Annotated in this window: 21 protein-coding genes; 19 read left to right on the plus strand and 2 right to left on the minus strand. The window is 72.3% G+C overall.

Going from position 1 to position 22,793, the window contains the following annotated elements; translation table 11 throughout:
• The first annotated feature begins 125 nt into the window (after nucleotides 1–125).
• The 8 genes from MFF54_RS00620 to MFF54_RS00655 all read left to right on the plus strand — a co-directional run bounded on the left by MFF54_RS00620 (nucleotide 126) and on the right by MFF54_RS00655 (nucleotide 8,569).
• Nucleotides 126–4,040 (plus strand): baseplate multidomain protein megatron, encoded by a 3,915-nt coding sequence (locus MFF54_RS00620; protein WP_238300462.1) that lies wholly within the window; start codon nucleotides 126–128, stop codon nucleotides 4,038–4,040.
• 88 nt (nucleotides 4,041–4,128) lie between these two features.
• On the plus strand, nucleotides 4,129–5,394 hold the full coding sequence (locus MFF54_RS00625) for a DUF2793 domain-containing protein (RefSeq protein WP_238300464.1): 1,266 nt from the start codon (nucleotides 4,129–4,131) through the stop codon (nucleotides 5,392–5,394).
• Nucleotides 5,395–5,423: 29 nt separating this feature from the next.
• The gene (locus MFF54_RS00630) at nucleotides 5,424–6,023 is read left to right on the plus strand and encodes a lysozyme (RefSeq protein ID WP_238300466.1); all 600 of its coding nucleotides are present in this window, start codon (nucleotides 5,424–5,426) and stop codon (nucleotides 6,021–6,023) included.
• 55 nt (nucleotides 6,024–6,078) lie between these two features.
• Nucleotides 6,079–6,597, plus strand: a complete 519-nt coding sequence (locus MFF54_RS00635) for a hypothetical protein (protein WP_238300468.1) — start codon at nucleotides 6,079–6,081, stop codon at nucleotides 6,595–6,597.
• Between the two features lie 45 nt (nucleotides 6,598–6,642).
• Nucleotides 6,643–7,056, plus strand: coding sequence for a hypothetical protein (locus MFF54_RS00640; RefSeq protein WP_238300470.1), 414 nt, complete (start codon nucleotides 6,643–6,645; stop codon nucleotides 7,054–7,056).
• Nucleotides 7,057–7,076: 20 nt separating this feature from the next.
• Nucleotides 7,077–7,262: a hypothetical protein gene (locus MFF54_RS00645; protein WP_238300472.1), complete on the plus strand. Its 186-nt coding sequence runs from the start codon at nucleotides 7,077–7,079 to the stop codon at nucleotides 7,260–7,262.
• Nucleotides 7,263–7,501: 239 nt separating this feature from the next.
• Entirely contained in the window at nucleotides 7,502–7,879 is a 378-nt protein-coding gene (locus MFF54_RS00650) for a PepSY domain-containing protein (protein WP_238300474.1), read from the plus strand.
• 12 nt (nucleotides 7,880–7,891) lie between these two features.
• Nucleotides 7,892–8,569 carry a response regulator transcription factor gene (locus MFF54_RS00655; RefSeq protein WP_066924366.1) on the plus strand — a complete coding sequence of 226 codons (678 nt, stop codon included), beginning with the start codon at nucleotides 7,892–7,894 and terminating at the stop codon, nucleotides 8,567–8,569.
• A 9-nt stretch (nucleotides 8,570–8,578) separates the two neighbouring features.
• On the opposite strand, the gene MFF54_RS00660 is transcribed toward MFF54_RS00655, so the two are convergent.
• Both MFF54_RS00660 and MFF54_RS00665 read right to left on the minus strand, forming a co-directional pair.
• On the minus strand, nucleotides 8,579–8,983 hold the full coding sequence (locus MFF54_RS00660; RefSeq protein ID WP_238300476.1) for a type II toxin-antitoxin system VapC family toxin: 405 nt from the start codon (nucleotides 8,981–8,983) through the stop codon (nucleotides 8,579–8,581).
• A complete protein-coding gene (locus MFF54_RS00665) occupies nucleotides 8,983–9,219 on the minus strand; it encodes a type II toxin-antitoxin system VapB family antitoxin (protein WP_238300568.1) in 237 nt (78 codons plus the stop codon). The genes MFF54_RS00660 and MFF54_RS00665 overlap by 1 nt, the downstream gene beginning before the upstream one ends.
• A 104-nt stretch (nucleotides 9,220–9,323) precedes the next feature.
• Between MFF54_RS00665 and MFF54_RS00670 the strand changes: the two genes are divergently transcribed.
• The 11 genes from MFF54_RS00670 to MFF54_RS00720 all read left to right on the plus strand — a co-directional run bounded on the left by MFF54_RS00670 (nucleotide 9,324) and on the right by MFF54_RS00720 (nucleotide 22,721).
• The gene (locus MFF54_RS00670) at nucleotides 9,324–10,742 is read left to right on the plus strand and encodes a sensor histidine kinase (protein ID WP_238300478.1); all 1,419 of its coding nucleotides are present in this window, start codon (nucleotides 9,324–9,326) and stop codon (nucleotides 10,740–10,742) included.
• Between the two features lie 161 nt (nucleotides 10,743–10,903).
• Nucleotides 10,904–12,337, plus strand: a complete 1,434-nt coding sequence (ccmI, locus tag MFF54_RS00675) for a c-type cytochrome biogenesis protein CcmI (RefSeq protein WP_238300480.1) — start codon at nucleotides 10,904–10,906, stop codon at nucleotides 12,335–12,337.
• Between the two features lie 163 nt (nucleotides 12,338–12,500).
• Nucleotides 12,501–13,019, plus strand: a complete 519-nt coding sequence (gene ccmE, locus MFF54_RS00680) for a cytochrome c maturation protein CcmE (protein ID WP_238300482.1) — start codon at nucleotides 12,501–12,503, stop codon at nucleotides 13,017–13,019.
• A gap of 35 nt (nucleotides 13,020–13,054) precedes the next feature.
• A complete protein-coding gene (locus MFF54_RS00685) occupies nucleotides 13,055–15,052 on the plus strand; it encodes a heme lyase CcmF/NrfE family subunit (protein ID WP_238300484.1) in 1,998 nt (665 codons plus the stop codon).
• A complete protein-coding gene (locus MFF54_RS00690; protein ID WP_238300487.1) occupies nucleotides 15,049–15,501 on the plus strand; it encodes a cytochrome c-type biogenesis protein in 453 nt (150 codons plus the stop codon). Before MFF54_RS00685 ends, MFF54_RS00690 begins: the two co-directional genes overlap by 4 nt.
• Nucleotides 15,502–15,743: 242 nt before the next feature.
• Nucleotides 15,744–16,400, plus strand: a complete 657-nt coding sequence (locus tag MFF54_RS00695; protein WP_238300569.1) for a glutathione S-transferase family protein — start codon at nucleotides 15,744–15,746, stop codon at nucleotides 16,398–16,400.
• A gap of 251 nt (nucleotides 16,401–16,651) precedes the next feature.
• Complete coding sequence (locus tag MFF54_RS00700) at nucleotides 16,652–17,125, plus strand: formate dehydrogenase subunit gamma (RefSeq protein ID WP_238300488.1); 474 nt, start codon at nucleotides 16,652–16,654, stop codon at nucleotides 17,123–17,125.
• On the plus strand, nucleotides 17,122–18,681 hold the full coding sequence (locus tag MFF54_RS00705) for a formate dehydrogenase beta subunit (RefSeq protein ID WP_238300490.1): 1,560 nt from the start codon (nucleotides 17,122–17,124) through the stop codon (nucleotides 18,679–18,681). The genes MFF54_RS00700 and MFF54_RS00705 overlap by 4 nt, the downstream gene beginning before the upstream one ends.
• A 10-nt stretch (nucleotides 18,682–18,691) precedes the next feature.
• Nucleotides 18,692–21,553 carry a formate dehydrogenase subunit alpha gene (fdhF, locus tag MFF54_RS00710; RefSeq protein WP_238300492.1) on the plus strand — a complete coding sequence of 954 codons (2,862 nt, stop codon included), beginning with the start codon at nucleotides 18,692–18,694 and terminating at the stop codon, nucleotides 21,551–21,553.
• A gap of 6 nt (nucleotides 21,554–21,559) precedes the next feature.
• A complete protein-coding gene (locus MFF54_RS00715; RefSeq protein WP_238300494.1) occupies nucleotides 21,560–21,853 on the plus strand; it encodes a formate dehydrogenase subunit delta in 294 nt (97 codons plus the stop codon).
• 403 nt (nucleotides 21,854–22,256) lie between these two features.
• Nucleotides 22,257–22,721: a PAS domain-containing protein gene (locus MFF54_RS00720; protein WP_238300497.1), complete on the plus strand. Its 465-nt coding sequence runs from the start codon at nucleotides 22,257–22,259 to the stop codon at nucleotides 22,719–22,721.
• Nucleotides 22,722–22,793 lie beyond the last annotated feature (72 nt).

Genomic DNA, 22,793 nt, shown 5'->3' on the forward strand with positions numbered 1-22,793 from the left:
AACGCCGGCTTTAGCCTGAGATTTCTGGTTCAGTACTCGATCCTGCCTACCCTGGATTGTGCCTGCTCCTTGTGGTGGCGCATCCGGATACGGCCGGTCTCGTCTCTCATTGCCCGGAGCGCCCCATGGCAACGCTGATCCTGTCCACGGCCGGGTCGGTCGTCGGCACCGCGCTCGGCGGGCCGATCGGCGGCGTCATCGGGCAGACGCTCGGCGCCGCGGCGGGTGGGGCGATCGACGGGGCGCTGCTCGGCGGCCGGTCCGGACCGCGCCACGTCGCGGGCCCGCGGCTCGCCGACGTGGCGGGCCTCGGCTCGACCGAGGGCGATCCGGTGCCCCGGGTCTACGGCCGCGCCCGCATCGGCGGCACCCTGATCTGGGCGACGCGGCCGCTCGAGGTCGCCAACACCGCGGTCGAGCGCGCCGGTGCCGGTGCCAAGGGCGGTGGCGGGCAGCGCACGGTGCGCACCGCCTACGCCTATTTCGCCAACCTCGCGGTCGGCCTCTGCGAGGGCGAGATCGCCTGCATCCGCCGGATCTGGGCGGACGGGCGCGAACTCGACCAGACCGGCCTGACGCTGCGCGTCCACCGGGGCGGGACGGACCAGGCGCCCGACCCGCTCGTCGTCGCCAAGGAGGGGCCGGAGAACGCGCCCGGCTATCGCGGCCTCGCCTACGTGGTGTTCGAGGGCCTGCCCCTCGCCGATTTCGGCAACCGCATCCCGCAATTCGCCTTCGAGGTGGTGCGGCCGGTCAACGGGCTGGCGCCGCTGGTGCGCGCGGTCGACCTGATTCCGGGGGCGAGCGAGTTCGCGCTCGATCCGAACCTCGTCACGGTCGATCTCGGCCTCGGCCGCACGCGGCCCGCCAACCGCCATCAGGTCCAGGCGGCGACCGACGTCACCGCCTCGCTCGACGCGCTCCAGGCGCTCTGCCCGAATCTCGCCCGCGTCGCCGTGGTGGTGTCCTGGTTCGGAGACGACCTGCGGGCGGGCACCTGCCGGGTGGTGCCGAAGGTCGAGGACGGCGGCAGGGCGACGACCGGCGACCTCTGGCAGGTGGCGGGCATCCCCCGCGCGGGCGCCGCCGTGATGAGCCGGGCCCCGGACGGCACGCCGGCCTTCGGCGGTACCCCCTCGGATGCCGGCCTGACCCGGCTGGTGGCGGAACTGGCCCGCCGCGGCCTGGCGGTGGTGCTCTACCCCTTCGTGATGATGGACATCCCCCACGGCAACGGCCTGCCGGACCCGCACGACGCGGCCGCCGCCGGGCAGCCGCCCTATCCCTGGCGCGGGCGCATCACCTGCCACCCGGCCCCGGGCGCGCCGGGGAGCCCGGACGGCACCGCGGCGGCCTCGGCCCAGGTGGCGGCCTTCTTCGGGGGCCCCGAGGGCTACCGGCGGCAGGTGCTGCACTACGCGACCCTCGCCGCCGGCTGGGCCGCCGCCGGCACGCCGCTCGCGGGGCTGGTGATCGGCAGCGAACTCGTCGGGCTGACCCGAGTGCGGGGCGCCGCCGGCTACCCGGCGGTCGACGCGCTGCGGGGCCTCGCGGCGGACGCGCGGGCGATCCTCGGGCCTGCCGTGCCCCTGGTCTACGCCGCCGACTGGACCGAGTACGGCGCCCATGTCCGCGACGGCGGCGCGGAGATCCGCTTCCCCCTCGACCCGCTCTTCGCCGACCCGAACATCGCGGCGGTGGGCATCGACTACTACCCGCCGCTGACCGACTGGCGCAACGCCCCCGGGCACGCCGACGCCGCCCTCGCCGACACGATCCACGACCGCGCCTACCTCACCGGATCCTGCGGCCGGGGCGAGGCCTTCGACTGGTACTATCCCGATGCGGAGGCCCGCGCCGCACAGAGCCGTGTCCCGATCACGGACGGCCGCTACGGGAAGCCGTGGCTCTACCGGGCCAAGGACCTCGTCGGCTGGTGGTCGAACCGCCATGTCGAGCGCGTCGGCGGCGTCGAGACCGGGCCGACGCCGTGGGTGCCGCGAGGAAAGCCGATCTGGCTCACCGAGATCGGCGTGCCGGCGGTCGACAAGGGCACCAACGGGCCGAACGTCTTCCCCGACCCGAAATCCTCCGAGAGCGCCGCCCCGCCGGGCTCGGCGGGCACGCGCGACGAGCTGATCCAGTTGCGCGGCCTGGAGGCGATCCTGACGCGCTTCGACCCGGCGGCGCCGGGGTTCTCCGAGGCGCACAACCCGGTCTCGCCGCTCTACGGCGGGCGCATGGTCGATCCGGCCGCGATCTTCGTCTGGGCCTGGGACGCGCGGCCCTTCCCGGCCTTTCCGGAGACCGACGCGGTCTGGGCCGACACCGGCAACTGGCGGGTCGGGCACTGGATCACCGGCCGGATCGAGGGCTGCGACCTCGACCGGCTGGTCGCCGCGATCCTGGCCGATCTCGGCGTGGACGCGACCGCCCGGATCGAGGCGGCCGCCTTCCTCGACGGCTACGTGATCGACCGCCCGCTCTCGGCCCGCGCCGCGCTGGAGCCGCTGGCCCAGCTCTACGGGCTCGACGTCTCGGCGGTCGCCGGCACCCTGCGCCTGCGGGGCCCGCGCCGCGAGACCGCGCTGGCGCTGTCGGAGGACGATCTGGTGCGCCTCGCCGAGACCGAGGCGCCCCTCGCCCAGGTCCGGGCGGAGGAGAGCGCCCTGCCCCGCAGCGTCGAGCTCGGCTTCACCGACTCGGAGAGCCCCGGCTACCGGCGCGCCACCGCCGCCGCGTCGCGCCCGGCCGGCGGGCGGCGCCGGGAGAGCCGGATCGAGGCGGCGATCGTCACCCGGCGCGCGAGCGCGGAGGCGCTGACGGAGGCCCTGCTCGACCGCACCATCGCGGGCCGCGACACCGCCCGCCTCACGCTGAGCCCCCGCCTCGTCGCGCTGGAGCCCGGCGATCTCGTGGCGCTGCCGGCCGCGCGGGCGGCCGGGCCGGCGCTCCAGCGCGTCACCCGCATCGACGATGGCCCGGCGGGCCGCCGCCTCGAGACGCGGGGCGTGCCGCTGCACGGTGCCGGCCCGGCCCGGCGCGCAGCGGTGCGCCTCGGCGGCAGCGTGCCGGCCCCGGCGCTCCCGGGGCGGCCCTTCTGCGCGGTGCTCGACCTGCCGGCGGAGCGCGGCGAGCCCGCCGCCCTGCAATGGCTCGCCGTCGCGGCCGATCCCTGGCCCGGCGCGGTCGCGGTCTGGCGCGGCGCGGGCGCGGACGGCCCGCTCGCCCTCCACCGCACCCTCGACCATCCGGCCTGCCTCGGGCGCACCCTGTCCGCGCTCCCGCCGGGGCCACTCTGGCGCATCGACCGGGCGGCGCGCCTCGACGTCACGCTCCGCCACGCGGGCGCGCTGGCGAGCCTGGACGAGGCCGCGTGGCTCTCCGGCGGCAACACCTTCGCGGTTGTGGCGCCGGACGGCACAGTGGAGATCCTGTCGGCGGCCGAGGCGCCCCTGACCGGCCCTGAGACCTGGCGGCTCGCCCGAATGCTGCGCGGGCTCGGCAACAGCGAGGCCGCGGCCGCGCGCGGCGCGCCCGCGGGCAGCCTCATCGTGCGCCTCGACGGCGGCGCCGTGGTCCCGCTGGTCGACCGGCTCGACGAGGCGGGGCGCAGCTTCCGCTACCGGATCGGACCGGCCGCGCGCGATCCCGGCGACCCGGCCTTCGCGGAGGTTTCGGCGAGCGCGGGACTCGGCGCGTTCCGACCGCTCAGCCCCGTCCATCTCCGGGCGCGGCGGGAGGCGGCGGGCATCCGCCTCACCTGGATCCGCCGGGCGCGGGGCGCCTCCGACAGCTGGGAGCCCGCCGAGATCCCGCTGGACGAGCCGGAGGCCTACCGCGTCGCGATCCTCGGGCCGGACGGCCGCACCCTGCGCGCGGTTGCGACCGCCGAGCCGGCGCTGCTCTACCCGGCCGCCGACGAGAGCGCGGATTTCGGCGCAGCCCAGGCGGCGCTCACGGTCGCGGTGGAGCAGGCCGGCGCACTCGCCGGGCCGGGCGCGCCGGCCCAAGCGCGGGTGCCGGTGCGCGCGGGCTGAACCGCCCTCGCCCGGCCCGGTCCGACGCCCCCGCATCGGCGCGGAGGTCGACGCACCCCATGCATCCGGTCACCCCCAGGAGCCCCCGATGTCCACCCCGATGTCCACGACCCGCAACCTCGCGCTGCCGCTGATCGCGGCGGCGCAGGCGCAGAAGCACGTCACCCACAACGAGGCGCTGGGGCTCCTCGACGCCCTGGTGCAGATCGCCTGCCTCGACAAGGACAGGTCGGAACCTCCATCGGCCCCGGCGGAGGGGGACCGATACCTCGTGCCGGCCGATCCCGGCGGCGCCTGGACCGGCCTTGGCGGACAGATCGCCTGTTTCCAGGGCGGCGTGTGGATCGGGCTCGCGCCGCGCCCCGGCTGGCTCGCCTGGCTCGTGGACGAAGGCGAGGCCTACCTGTTCACCGGCTCAGGGTGGACGCCGCTCGCGGCGACGCTGCGCACCCTGCGGGATCTCGCCGGGCTCGGCGTCAACACCGTGCCGGACGCGGAGAACCGCCTCGCCGTGAAGGCGGACGGCGCCCTGTTCTCCTGGGACGAGACCCGGGCGGAGGCGGGCGACGTCCGGCTCGCGCTGAACAAGCGGGCGGCGGGGCGCGACGCCGCGCTGAGCTTCCAGGCCGGGTTCTCGGCCCGGGCGCTGCTGGGCCTCCTCGGGGACGACGACCTCGCCCTGAAGGTCTCCGCGGACGGTGCCGCCTTCGTCACCGCGCTCACCGTCGCGGCGGCGAGCGGGCGCGTGCGCCTGCCCGCGGGGCTCGACGGCACGCCCGTCGGCGCCGCCGACCCGGCCGCCGGGCGCTTCTCGGCCCTCGCGCTGGTGCCGGAGGCCGCCGACCCGGCGGGCGGCGCGCTCGGGCAGGTCGCGGTCAACGGCACCGACGGCGCGCTGAAGTGGTTCGACGGCGCACGGTGGGCGCGGATCGCCAACCTCGCGAAGTTCACCGCCCGCACGAACTACGACAACTACGTCCCGGCCGGGACCTGGACCCGAATCGCCTTCAACGAGGCCGTCAGCAACGACCAGGGCGCGTTCCGGGCGGCGCAGAACCGCTTCGTCGCGCCGGAGGCCGGGCTCTACCGGCTCGGGGCGGCCCTCACCTACCGCCGCAACGGCACGGGCCAGCCGAGCCTGTTCGAGGCGCGCTTCCACCGCGGCGGCACTCCCGCCGGGCACGGCCGGGCCGCGGCGGCCGGCCCCCTCGCGGACGGCGTGACCGGGCTCCGGCTCGACGCCGTGCTGCCGCTGGCGGCGGGCGAGACGGTCGAGGTCTTCGCCCGCCTCACCGGCGCGGACGGCTACGCGGCCGCGGCCGAGTCCGCCTTCCACGGCGCCCAGTTGCCCTGATCCCCCGGTCCAGATCTCCGGAGAGACCGATGAACCTCAGCCCCATCGGCGAGGCCGTCCTCGTCGCGCGCGAGGGCCGGCGCCTCGCCGCCTACCGCGACAGCGTCGGCGTCTGGACGATCGGCATCGGCCACACCTCCTCGGCCGGGCCGCCGCGCGTCGTGCCGGGCCTCACCATCACGGCGGCGGAGAGCGACGCCCTCTTCGCGCGCGACGTCGAGGCCTACGTCGCGGCCGTACGGGAGGGCCTGACCGGCGCGGTCGGCCAGCACGCCTTCGACGCCCTGGTCTCGGTCTGCTTCAACATCGGCCCGGCGGCCTTCGCCCGCTCCACCTTCCTGAAGCGGCTCAACGCGGGCGACCTCCCGGGCGCCCGCGCGGCGCTGCTCTGGTGGGACAAGCCCGCCGCGATCCGCGGCCGGCGCGCGGCGGAAGCCGAGCAGCTCGTCACGCCCTACGCGCAGGCGCTGCCCCGGCCGGTGGCGGGCGCCCGTCCGGTCGCGGCAGCGGCGGTGTCGGATCCCGCGATGCCGACGCCCGCCCTCCGGCCGGTCGCCGCCCCACCCGGCCTGCTCGCGCGCCTCATGGCCCGGCTCGACGCGCTCCGGATCGGTCCGCGCCGCGCCTGACACGTCTCCCGAGCCGGCCGGGCCCGCCGCGCACCCCATCACAGCCGAGGATTCCATGCCCCGCACGCTCACGCTCGCGGCGACCGCGCTCGCCGGCCTGTCCGCCCCGCTCGTCCTCTTGCCCACGGCCGCCCTGGCGGCCGACGCCGCGGTGATCCTGCCCTGGGGCGACTGGCTCATCGCCCTCGCCCAGACGCTGCAGGCGGTGCTGACGCCGATGCTCATCGGCCTCGTCACCGGCCTAATCGCCCGCTTCGCGCCGCTCCTCAGCTACGTCGTCTCGCGCGGCATGGTCGAGGGCATGGTCGCCCGCGTCACCGACTACGCCCTGAACGCCGTCGCGGGCGCCGCCAAGGGGCGGGTGCTGACTGTGCCGGTGGGCTCGGCGGTGATCGCCGCAGCCGTGCAGCGGGCCGCCGATCAGGTGCCGGGCTTCGTGATCCGGGCCGCGGGCGGCCTGCCGGGCCTCGCCGAGCGGGTGTTCCGCCGCCTCGACTTGGAGGAGGGCGCCACCGCCGCCAACACCCTGGCGCCCGCCCTCGACGCCGTGGACCGCGGGCGGGCGCGGCGCTAGGCGCGCGGCGGTCGCGGATCCGAACACCCGGCCCGGAGGAGCGCCATGCAGACCACGCGAACGCCGCCGGGCCCCGCCTGCCCCCGGGCGGCCCTCGACGCGCTCGGCCGCGAGGTCGGGCGCGCCCTGCCCCCGCCCGCGGACGGGCTCGGCGAGAGCCTCGTCCGGCGCGCGCTGGGGGAGAAGCCCGGCGAGGAGACCGAGGAGGACCGCCTCGTCGTGCGCTTCGGTACGGAGTGGCGGACCTTCATCCGGCGCCAGAATCCGGACCGGCTCGCCGCCCTCGACGCGCTGATCGACGGGCAGATCGAGCGCCGGGCGCTCGCCCGCTTCTACCGGCGGGTGCGCAACGCGGCGGTGGCGATCACGGTCGCGGGCTTCGCCGTGGCCCAGTTCGGGATCGACCGGCTGCCGGTCGTGCGCCAGGTCTGGCGCCTGCTACGGGGGGAGCTGCGATGAGGGCTGCGATCAGGGCTGCGATGCGGACGAGTCCGGCCCCCGTCCCGTGCCGCCGGGCCATCCGGCGCCGGCTGGCCCATCTCTGCCGTCTCGTCGCGGCCGGGCTGTTCCTGGCCACCTGCGGCGTCGCCTCCTACACGGCCGGGGCGCGCCACCGGGCGGAGCCGGGCCCGGAACGGGCGGCGAATCCGATCTGTCCCGGCTGAACCGGCGGCCGCGCGGGAACCGCGGGGCCGCTCGCATGTAAGGGCTCGCCACACCCGCTCCGAACCCCGCCCGCGCCACCCTGTCGCGTTCCGCCGCACCACCGATGACGAACCGCCGCGATACCAGCCTCCCGGACCGCGCCCGCAGCGTGGCCGCCCCGCCCGGACGGCGGTCGGCAGCGTTGCCCGGCGATGGTATTCAGGGCGCATTCAGTGCCCCCGGACCACAAGTCCTGCCCATGCGCCACGCCCTCGCCCTTCTCGCCCTGAGCCTGACCGCGGCGGCGCTCGTCGCGGGCGGCCCGGGCACGATGGCCGAGGAACCCGCGGAGAGCGCCCCGCGCCTCGCACAGGCCACCGCCGGACCGCCGCCGCGGCTCGACGCCTGCCTCTCGGCCGCCGACCTGCGCGAGGAGGTCTCGGAGAAGCGCGTCATCGAACCGGTCGCGGCGATCCGCGCCGCCCGCACGGTGATTCCCCGCGCCGAGATCCAGCGCGCCAGCCTGTGCCGCCACGAGGACGGGCTCGTCTACATGCTGACGGCCTTGCGCCGGGACGGGCACTTCGTGCACGTGATGGTGGATGCCAAGACTGGCCAGGTTGCAGGCCAATATTGAGGGAGTCGCGTCGTGCGCCTGCTCGTCGTGGAGGATGACAAGGACATCAACCGGCAGGTCGTCGCCGCGCTGGAGGAGGCCGGCTACGTCGCCGACAAGGCCTACGACGGCGAGGAGGGCGGCTATCTCGGCGAGAGCGAGCCCTACGACGCGATCATCCTCGACATGGGCCTGCCCAAGGCCGACGGCGTCAGCGTCCTGCAGAAGTGGCGCCGCGCGGGCGTGAAGACCCCCGTGATCATCCTCACCGCCCGCGACCGCTGGTCGGACAAGGTCGACGGCTTCGACGCGGGCGCAGACGACTACGTGACCAAGCCCTTCCACATGGAGGAGTTGCTGGCCCGGGTGCGCGCGCTGCTGCGCCGCGCGGCCGGCCACGCCTCCAGCCAGATCGCCTGCGGGCCGGTCACGCTCGACACCCGCTCCGGCAAGGTGTTCGTGGACGGCGCGCAGGTGAAGCTGACGAGCCACGAGTACCGGCTGCTCTCCTACCTGATGCACCATACCGGCCGCGTGGTCTCCCGCGCCGAGCTCACCGAGCACCTCTACGACCAGGATTTCGACCGGGACTCGAACACGATCGAGGTCTTCGTCGGACGGCTCCGGAAGAAGCTCGCCGTGGACCTGATCCAGACCGTGCGGGGATTGGGCTATCTGGTGGATCCGAACCAGCCGCCCGCGCGGGTGTAGGGCACCGCATCAGGCGGAGCCGGCATTCACGTCGGTCCGCGAGAAGTCGTCACCCGTGAACAAGAGTGGGACACGGTACCGCCTCGCGACTGCGTAGGCGAAGCAATCGCCCAGGTTAAGCTGTGCCGGATGGCCCTGCCCTTTGCCGTAGCGCCCGAAGGCTTCGAGGGCCGCGTCGCCGTCCTCCGGCACGATGGGCACACACCGGATGCGTGCTTCGGTGAGAAGGAACTGAATGTCGGCGCGTGCGGCCTGCGGGCCACCTTGTCGCTTTCGGGCGACCGCCAGGACAGCCTCGTAGATGGCCAGCGGCGTCGTGATCGGGTCGGTGGCTGCATCCAGCTCGGCTGCCAGCGCCGCGCCCTCCGGCTCGTTGAGCGTGATGGCGACGAGGGCGGAGGCGGCGATGAACATCACTCGTCGTTCAGGCCGTCGTAGAAGGCTTTGTCGGCAGGAAGGCCTGTCTCGGGACGGGCGGCCACACGCTCGTGGAGCGGTTTCAAGCGCTCCCACAGACTCTTCTTCTCGTCCTCGCGACGGAGTTCGTTGCGGACCGCCAACTTGATCGCTTCGGTCAGAGGGATGCGCTTGCGGTCGGCCAAGTCTCGAACGAGGCGATCCGCTTCTGCGTCCCGAATATGCAAAGCCATCGCTGTTCTGCCCGCCTGAAGCGTGTACACGGCATGTCCGGTCATTCTACACAGATCATCTGCCCTCCGAAAGACAGATGCAGTCCACGCGTGGCTCTTCATCCATGACCGCCCTCCTCCGGCTCCTCTCCCTGCGCCGCCGCTCGATCGCGGTGCGGCTCGCCGTCTCGGCCTTCCTAGCCTCCTCGGCGATCCTGCTGATCGCGGCCTGGATCCTGACGACGCTCTACCGGGAGAACACCGAGCGCGCCTTCGACAGCCGGCTGCTCGTCTTCGCCAACAACCTCGCCACCGACCTTGTCTCGCCGAGCGACCCGGAGAGCCGCTCCTTCTCGCTCGGCGACCCGCGCTTCGATCTGCCCCTCTCGGGCTGGTACTGGCAGGTCGGCCGGCCGGACGCGCGCCCGCGGGACCTGCGTACCTCGCGCTCGCTCGTCGGCGTGCCGCTGAAGCCCGCGACCGACCCGGACAACAAGGCCGGAATCGGCCAGATCCGCCAGGGCTACGGCAAGGGACAGGACGACCGGCTGCTGCGCATCATCGAGCGCGACGTCGATCTCGGCGAGGAGGGCCGCTACACCGTTCGGGTGGCGGGGCCGGCGGACGAGATCGTCAACGACGTCGACCGCTTCCGCTTCTCCCTCTACGTCACCTTCGGGCTGCTCGGGCTCTCGCTGGCGCTCACCACCCTGCTGCAGATCCGCTTCGGCCTCTTGCCCCTGAAGAAGATGCGGGCGGCGCTCGGCACCGTGCGGCGCGGCGAGGCCGACCGGATCACCGGGGCCTATCCCAGCGACATCGCGCCGCTCGCGGGCGAGATCAACCTGTTGATCGAGACCAACCGCGAGATCTTGGAACGCGCCCGCACCCAGGTCGGCAACCTCGCCCACGCCCTGAAGACTCCGCTCTCGATCATCGTGAACGAGGTCGGCGCCGCCGACGCGCCGGAGGATCTCAGCCAGAAGATCCGCGAACAGGCCGCGGTGATGCGCGACCAGGTGAACTACCACCTCGACCGGGCGCGCGCCGCCGCGCTCGCGGGCACGCTCGGCACCTCGACCGAGGTCGAGCCGGCGCTGGCCGGGCTGGTGCGCACCTTCGGCAAGATCTACCGCGACAAGGACATCGCCTACGAGGTCCACGTGCCGCCGGGCCTGCGCTTCCGCGGCGAGCGGCAGGATTTCGAGGAGATGGTCGGCAACCTCGTCGACAACGCCTCGAAATGGGCGCACGGCCGCGTCGCGATCCGGGCCGAGGCAGTCGCCAAGGACGACTACCCGCATCTCCTCCTGTCGATCGAGGATGACGGGCCGGGCCTGCCGCCGGATGCCCGCAAGGCGGTGCTCGGGCGCGGGCGCCGCCTCGACGAGTCGAAGCCTGGCTCGGGTCTCGGGCTGTCGATCGTGGCCGATCTCGCCGCGCTCTACCGGGGGCGCTTCAGCCTTGAGGAGGCGGCGCTCGGCGGCCTGCGCGCGGTGCTGGAGGTGCCGGGCGACGCGCCGGCGGGCGCGGCGGGCCACTGAGCACGGGGGCTCCGCCCAGGACGGTGCCGAGGGCCCCGCTCTTGTCATGGGCCCGAACTTGCGTGACACCGTGCCGCCAGAACAGGGGATCGTGCCGGGGCCTACCCGACCGTACGTACCCTTGAAGAGGGGCCCGATCGGGGCCCGGTCGACAGGGTCCGATGACGCCGATCTGGTTCATAATGGCGGGCATGACCGCCGCGGCGGTGCTCGCGCTGCTCTGGCCGATGTCCCGACGCATCCGGACCGGGCAGGGCGAGGCCGGCACCGCGTCGACCGAGACCGGGTTCTACGAGGACCAGCTCGCCGAGATCGAGCGGGACCTCGCCCGCGGGCTGATCGCGCCCGACGAGGCCGAGGCCGCCCGCACCGAGGCCGCGCGCCGGCTCCTGCGCGCCAACCGGGCCGCGCAGGCGGGCGATGACCCGGGCGTGGCCGAGCCCCGCCTGCGCCAGCGCCGCGCGGCCTCCGCCTTCGCCCTCTCCATGATCCCCCTCGTCGCGCTGCTGGCCTACGGGCTCTACGGCTCGCCCGACCTGCCCGCCCAGACACAGGCCGAGCGCCACGCCCAACAGGCCGGCAACCAGGATCTGATGAAGGCGATCGGCCAGATCGAGGCGAAGCTCGCGAGCAATCCGGGCGATGCACGCGGATGGGCGGTGCTCGCCCCCGTCTACATGCGGCTGGGCCGCTTCACCGACGCCGCCCACGCCTACGAAGCCGTGGCCCGCCTCAAGGGCGAGACGTCCGGGACCCTTTCCGACTGGGGCGAGGCGCTGGTTGCGGCCGCCAACGGCACCGTGACACCGGAGGCCAAGCCGATCTTCGAGCGGGCGCTGGCCCTCGACTCGAAGACGCCGAAACCCCGCTTCTATCTCGCCCGGGCCGCCGAGCAGGCGGGCGACACGGACGAGGCGATCCGCCAGCTCACCGCGATCGAGGAGGCGAGCCCCGCCGACGCGCCCTGGCTCGGCCTCGTGCGCGAGAGCCTCGCCCGTCTCAAGGGCGAGCCGGCCCCTCCGAAAGAGGCCGCCGCGCCGAAGGGCGCCCGGCCCGAGGACCAGCAGGCGGCGATCCGCGGCATGGTCGACGGGCTCGACCGGCGCCTCTCCGAGACGGGCGGCACGCCGGAGGAGTGGCTGCGCCTCGCCCGGTCCCGCGCCGTGCTGGGCGAAGGCGACCGCGCCCACGAGGCCTTAGAGCGCGCCCGCAAGGCGCTGAAGGACGATCCTGCCGCGCTGGAGCGCCTGGAGGCGGGCGCGCGCGATCTCGGGCCGCGGGCTGCGGTGCCCGAGCCCGCGGCCCGGGCCGACACCGAGTCCACCATCGCCGCCGTCACGGCGATGCCGCCGGCCGAGCGCGATGCGGCGATTCGCGCCATGGTGGCCGGGCTCGACCGGCGGCTCGCCGCCAAGGGCGGCAGCGCCGACGAGTGGATGCGGCTGGTGCGCTCCTACAGCGCGCTCGGCGACCGCGACCACGCTGCACAGGCTCTGGAGCGCGCCCGCATGGCGCTCGCCGCCGATGCGGGGAGTACGGGGCGGCTCGACGGGCTCGCCCGGGAACTCGGGCTGCCGGTGCGCGGCAAGCCCTGAACCCGTTCCGGGCGGCCCCCACTCCCCCTGACAATCGGTCCCGGCAGGCGGGCTTGACCCCGGCGGCGCCGGAGCCGACACCGTTTAGAGCAATTCAGAACGGCCGCGGTCGCGCCGGGCGTCGGAGCCCGGCCGAAGCCCGGCCACGCGAGGGGATGGAGCCGTGACCCGCAAGAGCCGCCGCCTGATCCTGATCTGCGTCTGCGGCGGCGTCCTCGTGCTCGCCGTGGGCCTGATCCTCACCGCGATGAGCGGGTCGATCGTGTTCTTCCGCTCCCCCTCGGACGTGGCGGCGCAGGGCGTCGGCCCCGGCGTGCGCTTCCGCCTCGGCGGCCTGATCGAGGCGGGCTCGGTCCGGCGCGGACCCGACCAGACGGTCGACTTCACGGTCACCGACACCAACGCGACGGTGCCCGTGCACTACAAGGGCCTGCTGCCCGACCTGTTCCGCGAGGGCCAGGGCGTGGTGGCAGAGGGGCGCCTCGAGCCCGGCGGCCTGTTCCGGGCCGACACCGTGCTCGCCAAGCACGACGAATCCTACATGCCGCGCGAAGTCGCCGACGCGCTGAAGGCGCAGGGGCGCTGGCAGGAGGGGGGCGGCAAGGCGGCTCCGGACACGAAGACCGTTCCGCAGGCGGCCACGACCACCGACAAGACGCTCGGACCGCGCAGCGAGCGCTGAGCGGGCCGCGACACAACAGAAGGTTTTAGAAGCCCGTGCTCGTCGAGACCGGTCACTTCGCGCTGGCGCTGGCGCTGGCGCTCTCCCTCGTCCAGGCGGTGATGCCGCTCTGGGCGGCCCGCGTGTGCGAGCCCGCGCTGCGGCAGGTCGCCGTGCAGGCCGCGCTCGGCAGCTTCGCCTGCGTGCTCTTCGCCTTCGCGGCGCTGACCTACGCCCACGCCACCTCGGACTTCTCGGTCCTGAACGTGGTGCAGAACTCGCACACCGCCAAGCCCTTCATCTACAAACTCTCCGGCGTCTGGGGGAACCACGAGGGCTCGATGCTCCTCTGGATCCTGATCCTCACGCTGTTCGGGGCCCTGGTGGCGGTGGCGCGGAACGCCGTGCCGCCGGTGCTGCGCGCCAACACGCTGGGCGTGCAGGGCTTCGTCACCTTCGTGTTCGTGCTCTTCCTGATCACGACCTCGAACCCGTTCACGCGGGTCACTCCTGCGCCGCTGGAGGGCAACGACCTCAACCCGCTGCTGCAGGATCCCGGCCTCGCGATCCACCCGCCGCTGCTCTACGTCGGCTATGTCGGCTTCTCGATCACCTTCGCGTTCGCGGTGGCCGCCCTCATCGACGGACGCATCGACGCGGTCTGGGCGCGGGCCGTGCGGCCCTGGACGCTCATCGCCTGGAGCTTCCTGACTCTCGGCATCGCGATGGGCTCGTACTGGGCCTATTACGAGCTCGGCTGGGGCGGCTGGTGGTTCTGGGACCCGGTCGAGAACGCCTCGCTGATGCCGTGGATCGCCGGCACGGCGCTGCTGCACTCGACCGTCGTGATGGAGAAGCGCGACGCCCTGAAGGTCTGGACGGTCCTGCTCGCCATCCTCACCTTCTCGCTCTCGCTGCTCGGCACCTTCATCGTGCGCTCGGGCGTGCTGACCTCGGTGCACTCCTTCGCCACCGACCCGACCCGCGGCGTCTTCATCCTCGCCATCTTGGTCCTGTTCATCGGCGGCTCGCTGACCCTGTTCGCGTGGCGGGCGCCGCTGCTGCGCCAGGGCGGCCTGTTCGCGCCGATCTCGCGCGAGGGCAGCCTCGTCCTCAACAACCTGTTCCTGGTGGCCGCCTGCGCGACCGTCTTCGTCGGCACGCTCTACCCGCTGCTCCTTGAGATGCTGACTGGCGAGAAGATCTCGGTCGGTCCGCCCTTCTTCAACGCCACTTTCATCCCGCTGGCGATCCCGCTCCTCCTGATCGTGCCTTTCGGGCAGGCGCTCGCCTGGAAGCGCGGCGACGTGCTCGCAGCCAGCCAGCGCCTGTTCGTCGCGATGGCCGCCGCCCTCGTGGTCGGGCTCGCGGCGCTGGCGCTGACCTGGGGCGGGCCGGTCCTCGCCCCGGTCGGGGTCGGGCTCGGCGCCTACCTGATCGTCGGGTCGGCGCTGGAGATCGTCGCCCGCGCCCGCGGCTACGGCGCGAACCGGGTGCGCGGCGCCGGCCTGATCTGGCGGCGCGCCGCCGGCCTGCCGCGCTCGGCCTGGGGCACGGCGCTGGCGCACGCGGGCGTCGGCGTCGCGGTGCTGGGCATCGCCGCGCAGGGCTGGGCGACCGAGGGGCTCGCGACGCTGAAGCCCGGCGGCACCCTCGCCACCGGTCCCTACGTCGCGACCCTCGACCGGGTCGCCCCCCGGCCTGGCCCGAACTACGAGGAGACCGCGGCCTTCCTGACCATCCGCAACAGGGCCGGTGACGTGATCGGCCATGTCGATACCGGCAAGCGCTTCTACCCGAGCCGGCAGATGGCGGTGACCGAGTCGGGCCTGCTCACGGTCGGCGCGAGTCAGGTCTATGCCAGCCTCGGCGAGATCCAACCGGACGGCGTCGGCCTGCGGCTCTACTACAAGCCTTTCGTGCTGCTGATCTGGATCGGTGCCGTGATCATGGCGCTCGGCGGCGGCGTCTCGCTCACCGACCGGCGCATGCGCGTCGGCGCGCCGGTGCGGGCGAAGGCGAAGCCGCTCCCCAACGCGGTGCCGGCCGAATGAGGCGCGCGGCCCTCATCCTCGCGGCGCTTCTCGCGGCCAGCCCGGCGCTCGCCGTTCAGCCGGACGAGGTCCTGAAGGACCCCGCCCTGGAGCATCGCGCCCGCGAGATCTCGGCGGGCCTGCGCTGCCTCGTCTGCCAGAACCAGTCGATCGACGATTCCGACGCGCCGCTCGCCAAGGACCTGCGGGTGCTGGTGCGCGACCGGCTGAAGGCCGGCGACACCAACCAGGAGGCCGAGGACTTCATCGTCCGCCGCTACGGCGAGTTCGTGCTGCTGCGCCCGGTCTTCGGCCTGCACACGCTGCTGCTCTGGGCAACGCCGCTGCTGGCCGTGCTGCTCGGCGGCTTCGGCATCTGGCGCCTCGCCCGCCGTCGGGCGCCCCCGCCCGAGCGCCGCCTGAGCCCCGCCGAGGAGGCGGAGGTCGCCGCGCTGCTCAGGCGCGACTGATCCCGGGATCCCCAAGGGGCAAGCCCCTTGGGCGTGGTCCGGGGCGCGAAGCCCCGGGGTGGCGCAGCCACATCCTTGGCGCAGCCAAGCAGCAGGCTCTGCCCTGCACCCGCCAAAGGTCTCGACCTCTGGAATCCATGACATCTGCGCACAACGCGCCCGGCCCGCTTGCCCGGAGGGCCGCTCCGGCACGACTTTTGGATGCGGCGAATCGGACAGAACCGATCATCCGGGAGGCGACGATCATGACGGCGACGCTGACGATCTCCAGCCGCAACTACTCGTCCTGGTCGCTGCGCGGCTGGCTGGTCTGCCGGATGGCCGGACTCGACTTCGCGACCGAGATCCTGGCCGGCGACGACGCCGCCAGCCGGGCCGAACTGCTCCATCTCTCGCCCTCGTTCCTCGTGCCCCGTCTGCGCCACGAGGGCATCGTGGTCTGGGACACGCTCGCCATCGCCCAGTACCTCAACGAGACCTTCCCCGACGCGGGCTTCCTGCCGAAGGATCGGGCGGCGCGTGCCCATTGCCGCTCCATCGCGGGCGAGATGCACAGCGGCTTCATCAACCTGCGTTCGGCCCTGCCGATGAACCTGAAGGCCTTCCACCCGAACTTCCGGATCTTCAACGGCGCCAGGACCGACATCGAGCGCATCGTCACGATCTTCGACGATTGCCTGGCCCGCTACGACGGTCCCTTCCTGTTCGGCGAGCGTCCCACACTGGCCGACGCCATGTACGCCCCCGTCTGCACGCGCTTCCGCACCTACGATGTCGCCCTGCCGCCGCGCGCGAGCGCCTACCGCGACACGATCCTGCGCTGGCCCCTGATGATGGAGTGGGCCGAGGCCGCCGCCGAGGAGCCGGACGAGATCGAGGAACTCGACATGGAATTCTGATCGGGCGGCCGGTTCTGCCGGCCCCCGGGACCAACCTGCATTTTATTGCGCGATTGATCGACGCGCGAAGCTGAGGTGACGCGCATACGCATCGCCCAGCTCTGGCAGCAACCTTCCAGAGCGGCTCAGCAAATTGGGAAGTTACACCTCGACAGGCGTCCTTTGTCGGACCACCCGAGCGCTTGATTGAAGCCGACCTGCATTTCTGTTCCTCTCAGGGCTTAGAACAGGAACAATGTAGGTAGGAAACGATGCCGCGTTTCGAGCCCTGGAGCGCCCCGCGCGCCGCCGGGATCATCGCAGAGCACACCCATCTCGAAGGGGCGACGCTGCCGATCCTGCACGCCCTGCAGGAGACCTTCGGCTACGTCGATGCGGGTGCCGTGCCGCTCATCGCCGACGCGCTGAATCTGTCGCGGGCCGAGGTCCACGGCTGCATCACCTTCTACCACGATTTCCGCAGCGCACCGGCGGGCCGTCATACGGTGAAGCTCTGCCGCGCCGAGGCCTGTCAGGCGGTCGGATGCGACAGCCTTCACGCCGACATCCTCCGGCGGCTCGGCACCGGGTGGCACGGCACCACGGCGGACGGCTCCTGCACCGTCGAGCCGGTCTACTGCCTCGGCCTCTGCGCCAACGGTCCGGCCGCCCTCGTCGATGGCGAGCCGGTCGCCCACCTGACCGCCGACGCCCTCGAGGCCGCCCTGACGGAGGTGCGCCAGTGAGCGTCACGATCACCGTTCCGCGCGACGCCGTCGCGCTCGGGCTCGGCGCCAACAAGGTTGCCCGCACCCTCTTCGCCGGTGCCGAGCGCCGCGGCCTCGACGTCGCCATCAAGCGCACCGGCTCGCGCGGCCTGTTCTGGCTTGAGCCGATGGTGGAGGTCGAGACGCCGGAGGGCCGGGTCGCCTACGGACCGGTCACCCCCAAGGACGTTGATGCCCTGCTCGAGGCCGGCATCACGACGGGTGGGGAGCACGCCCTGCGCCTCGGCGATCCGGAAAAGATCCCCTACCTCGCCCGGCAGCAGCGCCTAACCTTCCACCGCTGCGGCGTGGTCGATCCCGTCTCGGTCGAGGATTACCGGGCCCATGGCGGCTATCGCGGGCTCGAGGCCGCGCTGAAGACAAACGCCGAGGGCATCGTCGCCGAGGTGCGCGAGTCGGGCCTGCGCGGCCGCGGCGGCGCGGGCTTCCCGGCCGGCATCAAGTGGAACACCGTGATGCTCGCCGAGGCGGACCAGAAATACGTGGTCTGCAACGCCGACGAGGGCGATTCCGGCACCTTCGCCGACCGGATGATGATGGAGGGCGACCCCTTCAACCTCATCGAGGGCATGACCATCGCGGGCATCGCGACGGGCGCCACGCGGGGCTACATCTACCTGCGCTCCGAGTACCCGCAAGCCTTCGAGACCCTGAAGGAGGCCATCGCCAACGGCGTGAAGGCCGGGGTGCTGGGCGACGACGTCATGGGCTCGGGCAAGGCCTTCCACCTGGACGTGCGGCTCGGCGCCGGCGCCTATATCTGCGGCGAGGAGACCTCGCTGCTGGAGAGCCTGGAGGGCCGCCGCGGCATCGTGCGGGCCAAGCCCCCGATCCCGGCGCTGAAGGGCTTCCTCGGCAGGCCGACGCTCGTCAACAACGTGATGACCTTCACGGCCGTGCCCTGGATCCTCGAGCACGGCGCCAAGGCCTACGCCGATTACGGCATGGGCCGCTCGCTCGGCACCCTGCCGATCCAGCTCGCCGGCAACATCCGGCACGGCGGCCTGATCGAGGTGGCCTTCGGCATCACGCTGCGCGAGGTGATCGAGGATTTCGGCGGCGGCACCCGCTCCGGCCGACCGGTCCGGGCCGTGCAGGTCGGCGGCCCGCTCGGCGCCTACTTCCCGGACGCGCTCCTCGACACGCCCCTCGACTACGAGGCGATGGCGGCGAAGAAAGGCCTCGTCGGCCACGGCGGCATCGTGGTCTTCGACGACACCGTCGACATGGCCAAACAGGCCCGCTTCGCCTTCGAGTTCTGCGCCGCGGAATCGTGCGGCAAGTGCACCCCCTGCCGCATCGGCGCGACCCGCGGCGTCGAGACGATGGACAAGGTGATCTCCGGCATCCGGCCGGACCAGAACCTGAAGCTGGTCGAGGATCTCTGCGAGGTCATGACCGATGGGTCGCTCTGCGCCATGGGCGGGCTGACCCCGATGCCCGTGATGAGCGCGATCACCCATTTCCCCGAGGATTTCAGGCGCGCCGGGGACTTCCCGGTGGCGGCCGAGTGAGGAGGCGTCGATGGGCCTGATCAAGGAAATCGACTACGGCACGCCGATCCGCGTCAGCGCGCAGACGGTGACGCTGACCATCGACGGCATGTCCGTGACGGTCCCGGCCGGCACCTCGGTGATGGCGGCCGCGATGAACGCGGGCACGCAGATCCCGAAGCTCTGCGCCACCGACTCGCTCGAGCCCTTCGGCTCCTGCCGCCTCTGCCTCGTCGAGATCGAGGGGCGGCGCGGCACGCCCGCCTCCTGCACCACGCCCGCCGAGAACGGCATGGTGGTGCGCACGCAGTCGGACAAGCTCGCGCGTCTGCGCAAGGGCGTGATGGAGCTCTACATCTCCGACCACCCGCTCGACTGCCTGACCTGCGCGGCGAACGGCGACTGCGAGTTGCAGACCCAGGCGGGAATCGTGGGCCTGCGCGACGTGCGCTACGGCTACGAGGGCGACAACCACGTCCGGCCGACCTCGGAGAAGTACCTGCCGAAGGACGAGTCCAACCCCTACTTCACCTACGATCCATCGAAGTGCATCGTCTGCAACCGCTGCGTCCGCGCCTGCGAGGAGGTGCAGGGCACCTTCGCGCTGACGATCAGTGGTCGCGGCTTCGACTCGCGCGTCGCCGCGGGTCCGACGAACTTCTTCGAATCCGAGTGCGTCTCCTGCGGCGCCTGCGTGCAGGCCTGCCCGACCGCGACGCTTCAGGAGAAGTCGATCCACGCGTTCGGCCAGCCCGAGCACGCCGAGGTGACGACCTGCGCCTATTGCGGCGTCGGCTGCTCCTTCAAGGCCGAGATGCAGGGCGACCGGGTCGTCCGCATGGTGCCCTACAAGGGGGGCAAGGCCAACGAGGGCCATAGCTGCGTCAAGGGCCGCTTCGCCTACGGCTACGCCACCCACAAGGACCGCATCACCAAGCCGATGATCCGCGAGAAGATCACGGATCCGTGGCGCGAGGTTTCTTGGGAGGAAGCGATCGAGCGCGCGGCCTCCGAGTTCAAGCGCATCCAGGCGAAGTACGGAAAAGACTCGGTCGGCGGCATCACCTCGTCGCGCTGCACCAACGAGGAGGCCTACCTCGTCCAGAAGCTCGTGCGCGCAGCCTTCGGCAACAACAACGTCGATACCTGCGCCCGCGTCTGCCACTCGCCGACCGGTTACGGCCTGATGTCGACGCTAGGCACCTCCGCCGGCACGCAGGACTTCGCCTCCGTGGCGCATTCCGACGTGATCCTGGTGATCGGCGCCAACCCGACCGACGGCCACCCGGTCTTCGGCTCGCGCATGAAGAAGCGCCTGCGCGAGGGCGCCAAGCTCATCGTCGCCGACCCGCGCAGGATCGACCTCGTGAAGTCGCCCCACATCAAGGCCGACTATCACCTGCCCCTGAAGCCCGGCTCCAACGTCGCCTTCATCAATTCGCTGGCGCACGTCATCGTCACCGAGGGGCTGATCGACGAGGCCTATGTGCGCGAGCGCTGCGACCTCGCCGAGTTCGAGTCCTGGGCGCGTTTCATCGCCGACGAGCGCCACGCACCGGAGAACCAGCAGCAATTCACCGGCCTCGATCCTGAGCAGGTGCGGGGTGCCGCCCGCCTCTACGCCACCGGGGGCGCGGCCGGCATCTACTACGGTCTCGGCGTCACCGAGCACAGCCAGGGCTCCACCATGGTGATGGGCATGGCCAACATCGCCATGGCCACCGGCAATATCGGCATGCTGGGCGCGGGCGTGAACCCGTTGCGCGGCCAGAACAACGTGCAGGGTTCCTGCGACATGGGCTCGTTCCCGCACGAGCTGCCGGGCTACCGCCACGTCTCGGACGACGCCACCCGCGAGAGCTTCGAGTCCCTCTGGGGCGCCAAGCTCGACAACGCGCCGGGGCTTCGCATCACCAACATGCTCGACGAGGCCGTCGATGGCGCCTTCAAGGGCCTGTACATCCAGGGCGAGGACATCGCGCAGTCCGACCCCGACACGCACCATGTCACCGCGGGCCTGATGGCGATGGAGTGCATCGTCGTGCAGGACCTGTTCCTGAACGAGACCGCCAAGTACGCCCACGTCTTCCTGCCGGGCGCCTCGTTCCTGGAGAAGGACGGCACCTTCACCAACGCCGAGCGCCGCATCAGCCGCGTTCGCAAGGTGATGTCCCCGATGGGCGGCTACGGAGACTGGGAGGGCACGGTGCTGCTCTCCAACGCGCTGGGCTACCCAATGAACTACAGCCACCCGTCCGAGATCATGGACGAGATCGCGGCGCTCACCCCGAGCTTCACGGGCGTGTCCTATGCCAAGCTCGAGGAGCTGGGTTCCGTGCAGTGGCCCTGCAACGAGCAGGCGCCGCTCGGCACCCCGATGATGCACGTGGACCGCTTCGTGCGCGGCAAGGGCCGGTTCATGATCACCGAGTTCGTGCCGACCGAGGAGCGCACGGGGGCGAAGTTCCCGCTCATCCTCACCACCGGCCGCATCCTCTCCCAGTACAATGTCGGCGCGCAGACAAGGCGGACCCACAATTCGCGCTGGCACGAGGAGGACGTGCTGGAGATCCACCCCTTCGACGCGGAGCTGCGCGGCATCGTGGACGGCGATCTCGTCGCCCTGGAGAGCCGCTCGGGCGACATCGCCCTGAAGGCCAAGGTCTCCGAGCGCATGCAGCCGGGCGTGGTCTACACCACCTTCCACCACGCCAAGACCGGCGCCAACGTCATTACCACCGACTACTCGGACTGGGCGACCAACTGCCCCGAATACAAGGTGACGGCGGTGCAGGTGCGGCGCACAAACCGGCCGTCCGACTGGCAGGCGAAGTTCTACGAGGAGGATTTCTCGCTGACGCGCATCGCCCAGTCGCTGAAGGCCGCGGAGTAAGCCCGGATGAGCGCCCTCACGCAGGCGGACAAGCTCGTCCGCATGGCCAACCAGATCGCCGCCTTCTTCCGCTCCTACCCGGAGGAGGAGGCGGTCGCCGGGATCGACAAGCACATCCGGGCCTTCTGGACGCCGAAGATGATCGCCCATCTGGAGAACGCCCTGCCCGATCAGGGCGAGCGGGTCGACGAGCTCGTGGTCCGGGCCCTCACCGGGGCGGAGCCGCGGGCGGAGAGCCCGGTCCGCGCAGCCACCCGCGACCCGCAGCTTCTCGGCGCGGGCGCCAGCGACGCCGGCTGACGCGCACGCGCGCCGCATCCGCCGACATCCGCAGCCCGGGCCCCGAGAGGAGCCCGGGCTTTGCCGTGTCCGCGTGCCCGCCGACCACGTCCGGGCGTCGCCGCAAGGGCCGGCACGGGCACGCAACGTCATGCCTCGGGGCGGCGGGTCGCGATGCCGATCACCGCATGGTCGCCCCCGCAGGCTGCGCGATACACTTGCGCAAGACCCATTCAACCAAAAGTAATGTCAACCCCTATGCATCGATCCGGTTGGCGGCACGGAATAATCCGCTCACCACGGCAGAATTTCCAGCCAAATTACTTCTATCTTGCTCGACGGAATCGCTCCGAATAAAGGGTCGTTAACGATTTGTTTGGATTTGCTTAACCATGATATAGGCTCGCCGAGAGGGGAAGGAGCCATGAACATCATCGAACTCGTCCGCCTGTTCGCGGAGCCGCTCGATGTCGCGGTGGTCCTGACCGATATCGATCTCGATCGCCCCGGGCCGACGGTCCTGTACACCAATCCGGCCTTCATCCGGATGACCGGCTACGGATCGGACGAGGTGCTCGGGCGCTCCCCACGCGTGCTGCAGGGGCCGGGCACCAGCCGCGAGGCAACCCGGCAGATCCAGCGGGCGCTGCGCCTCGAGGGCCGCTTCATGGGCTGCCTCCAGAACTACCGCAAGGACGGCGAGGCCTATCTCTGCGAGATCGACGTGCGCGCTCTGCGGCGGCGTGACGGGACGCCGGAAGCCTTCATCGCCTTCGAGCGCGAGGTGGTGCGGCGGCGCGGGCGGCCCGCGCGTGACGGTGGGCGCTACCGGCCGATCCACCCGGCCTCGCTCCCGCTCGCGAAGAACTTCGCGCCGCTCTTCGATTGAGGCCGTCCATGCCCTCCGGTTGAGGGCCAGGACTTGGCGGACTACCCTGCGTTCGGCGCCCCTCCGCGCGCC

The sequence above is a fragment of the Methylobacterium gregans genome (assembly GCF_022179245.1).
Lineage (GTDB): Bacteria > Pseudomonadota > Alphaproteobacteria > Rhizobiales > Beijerinckiaceae > Methylobacterium > Methylobacterium gregans.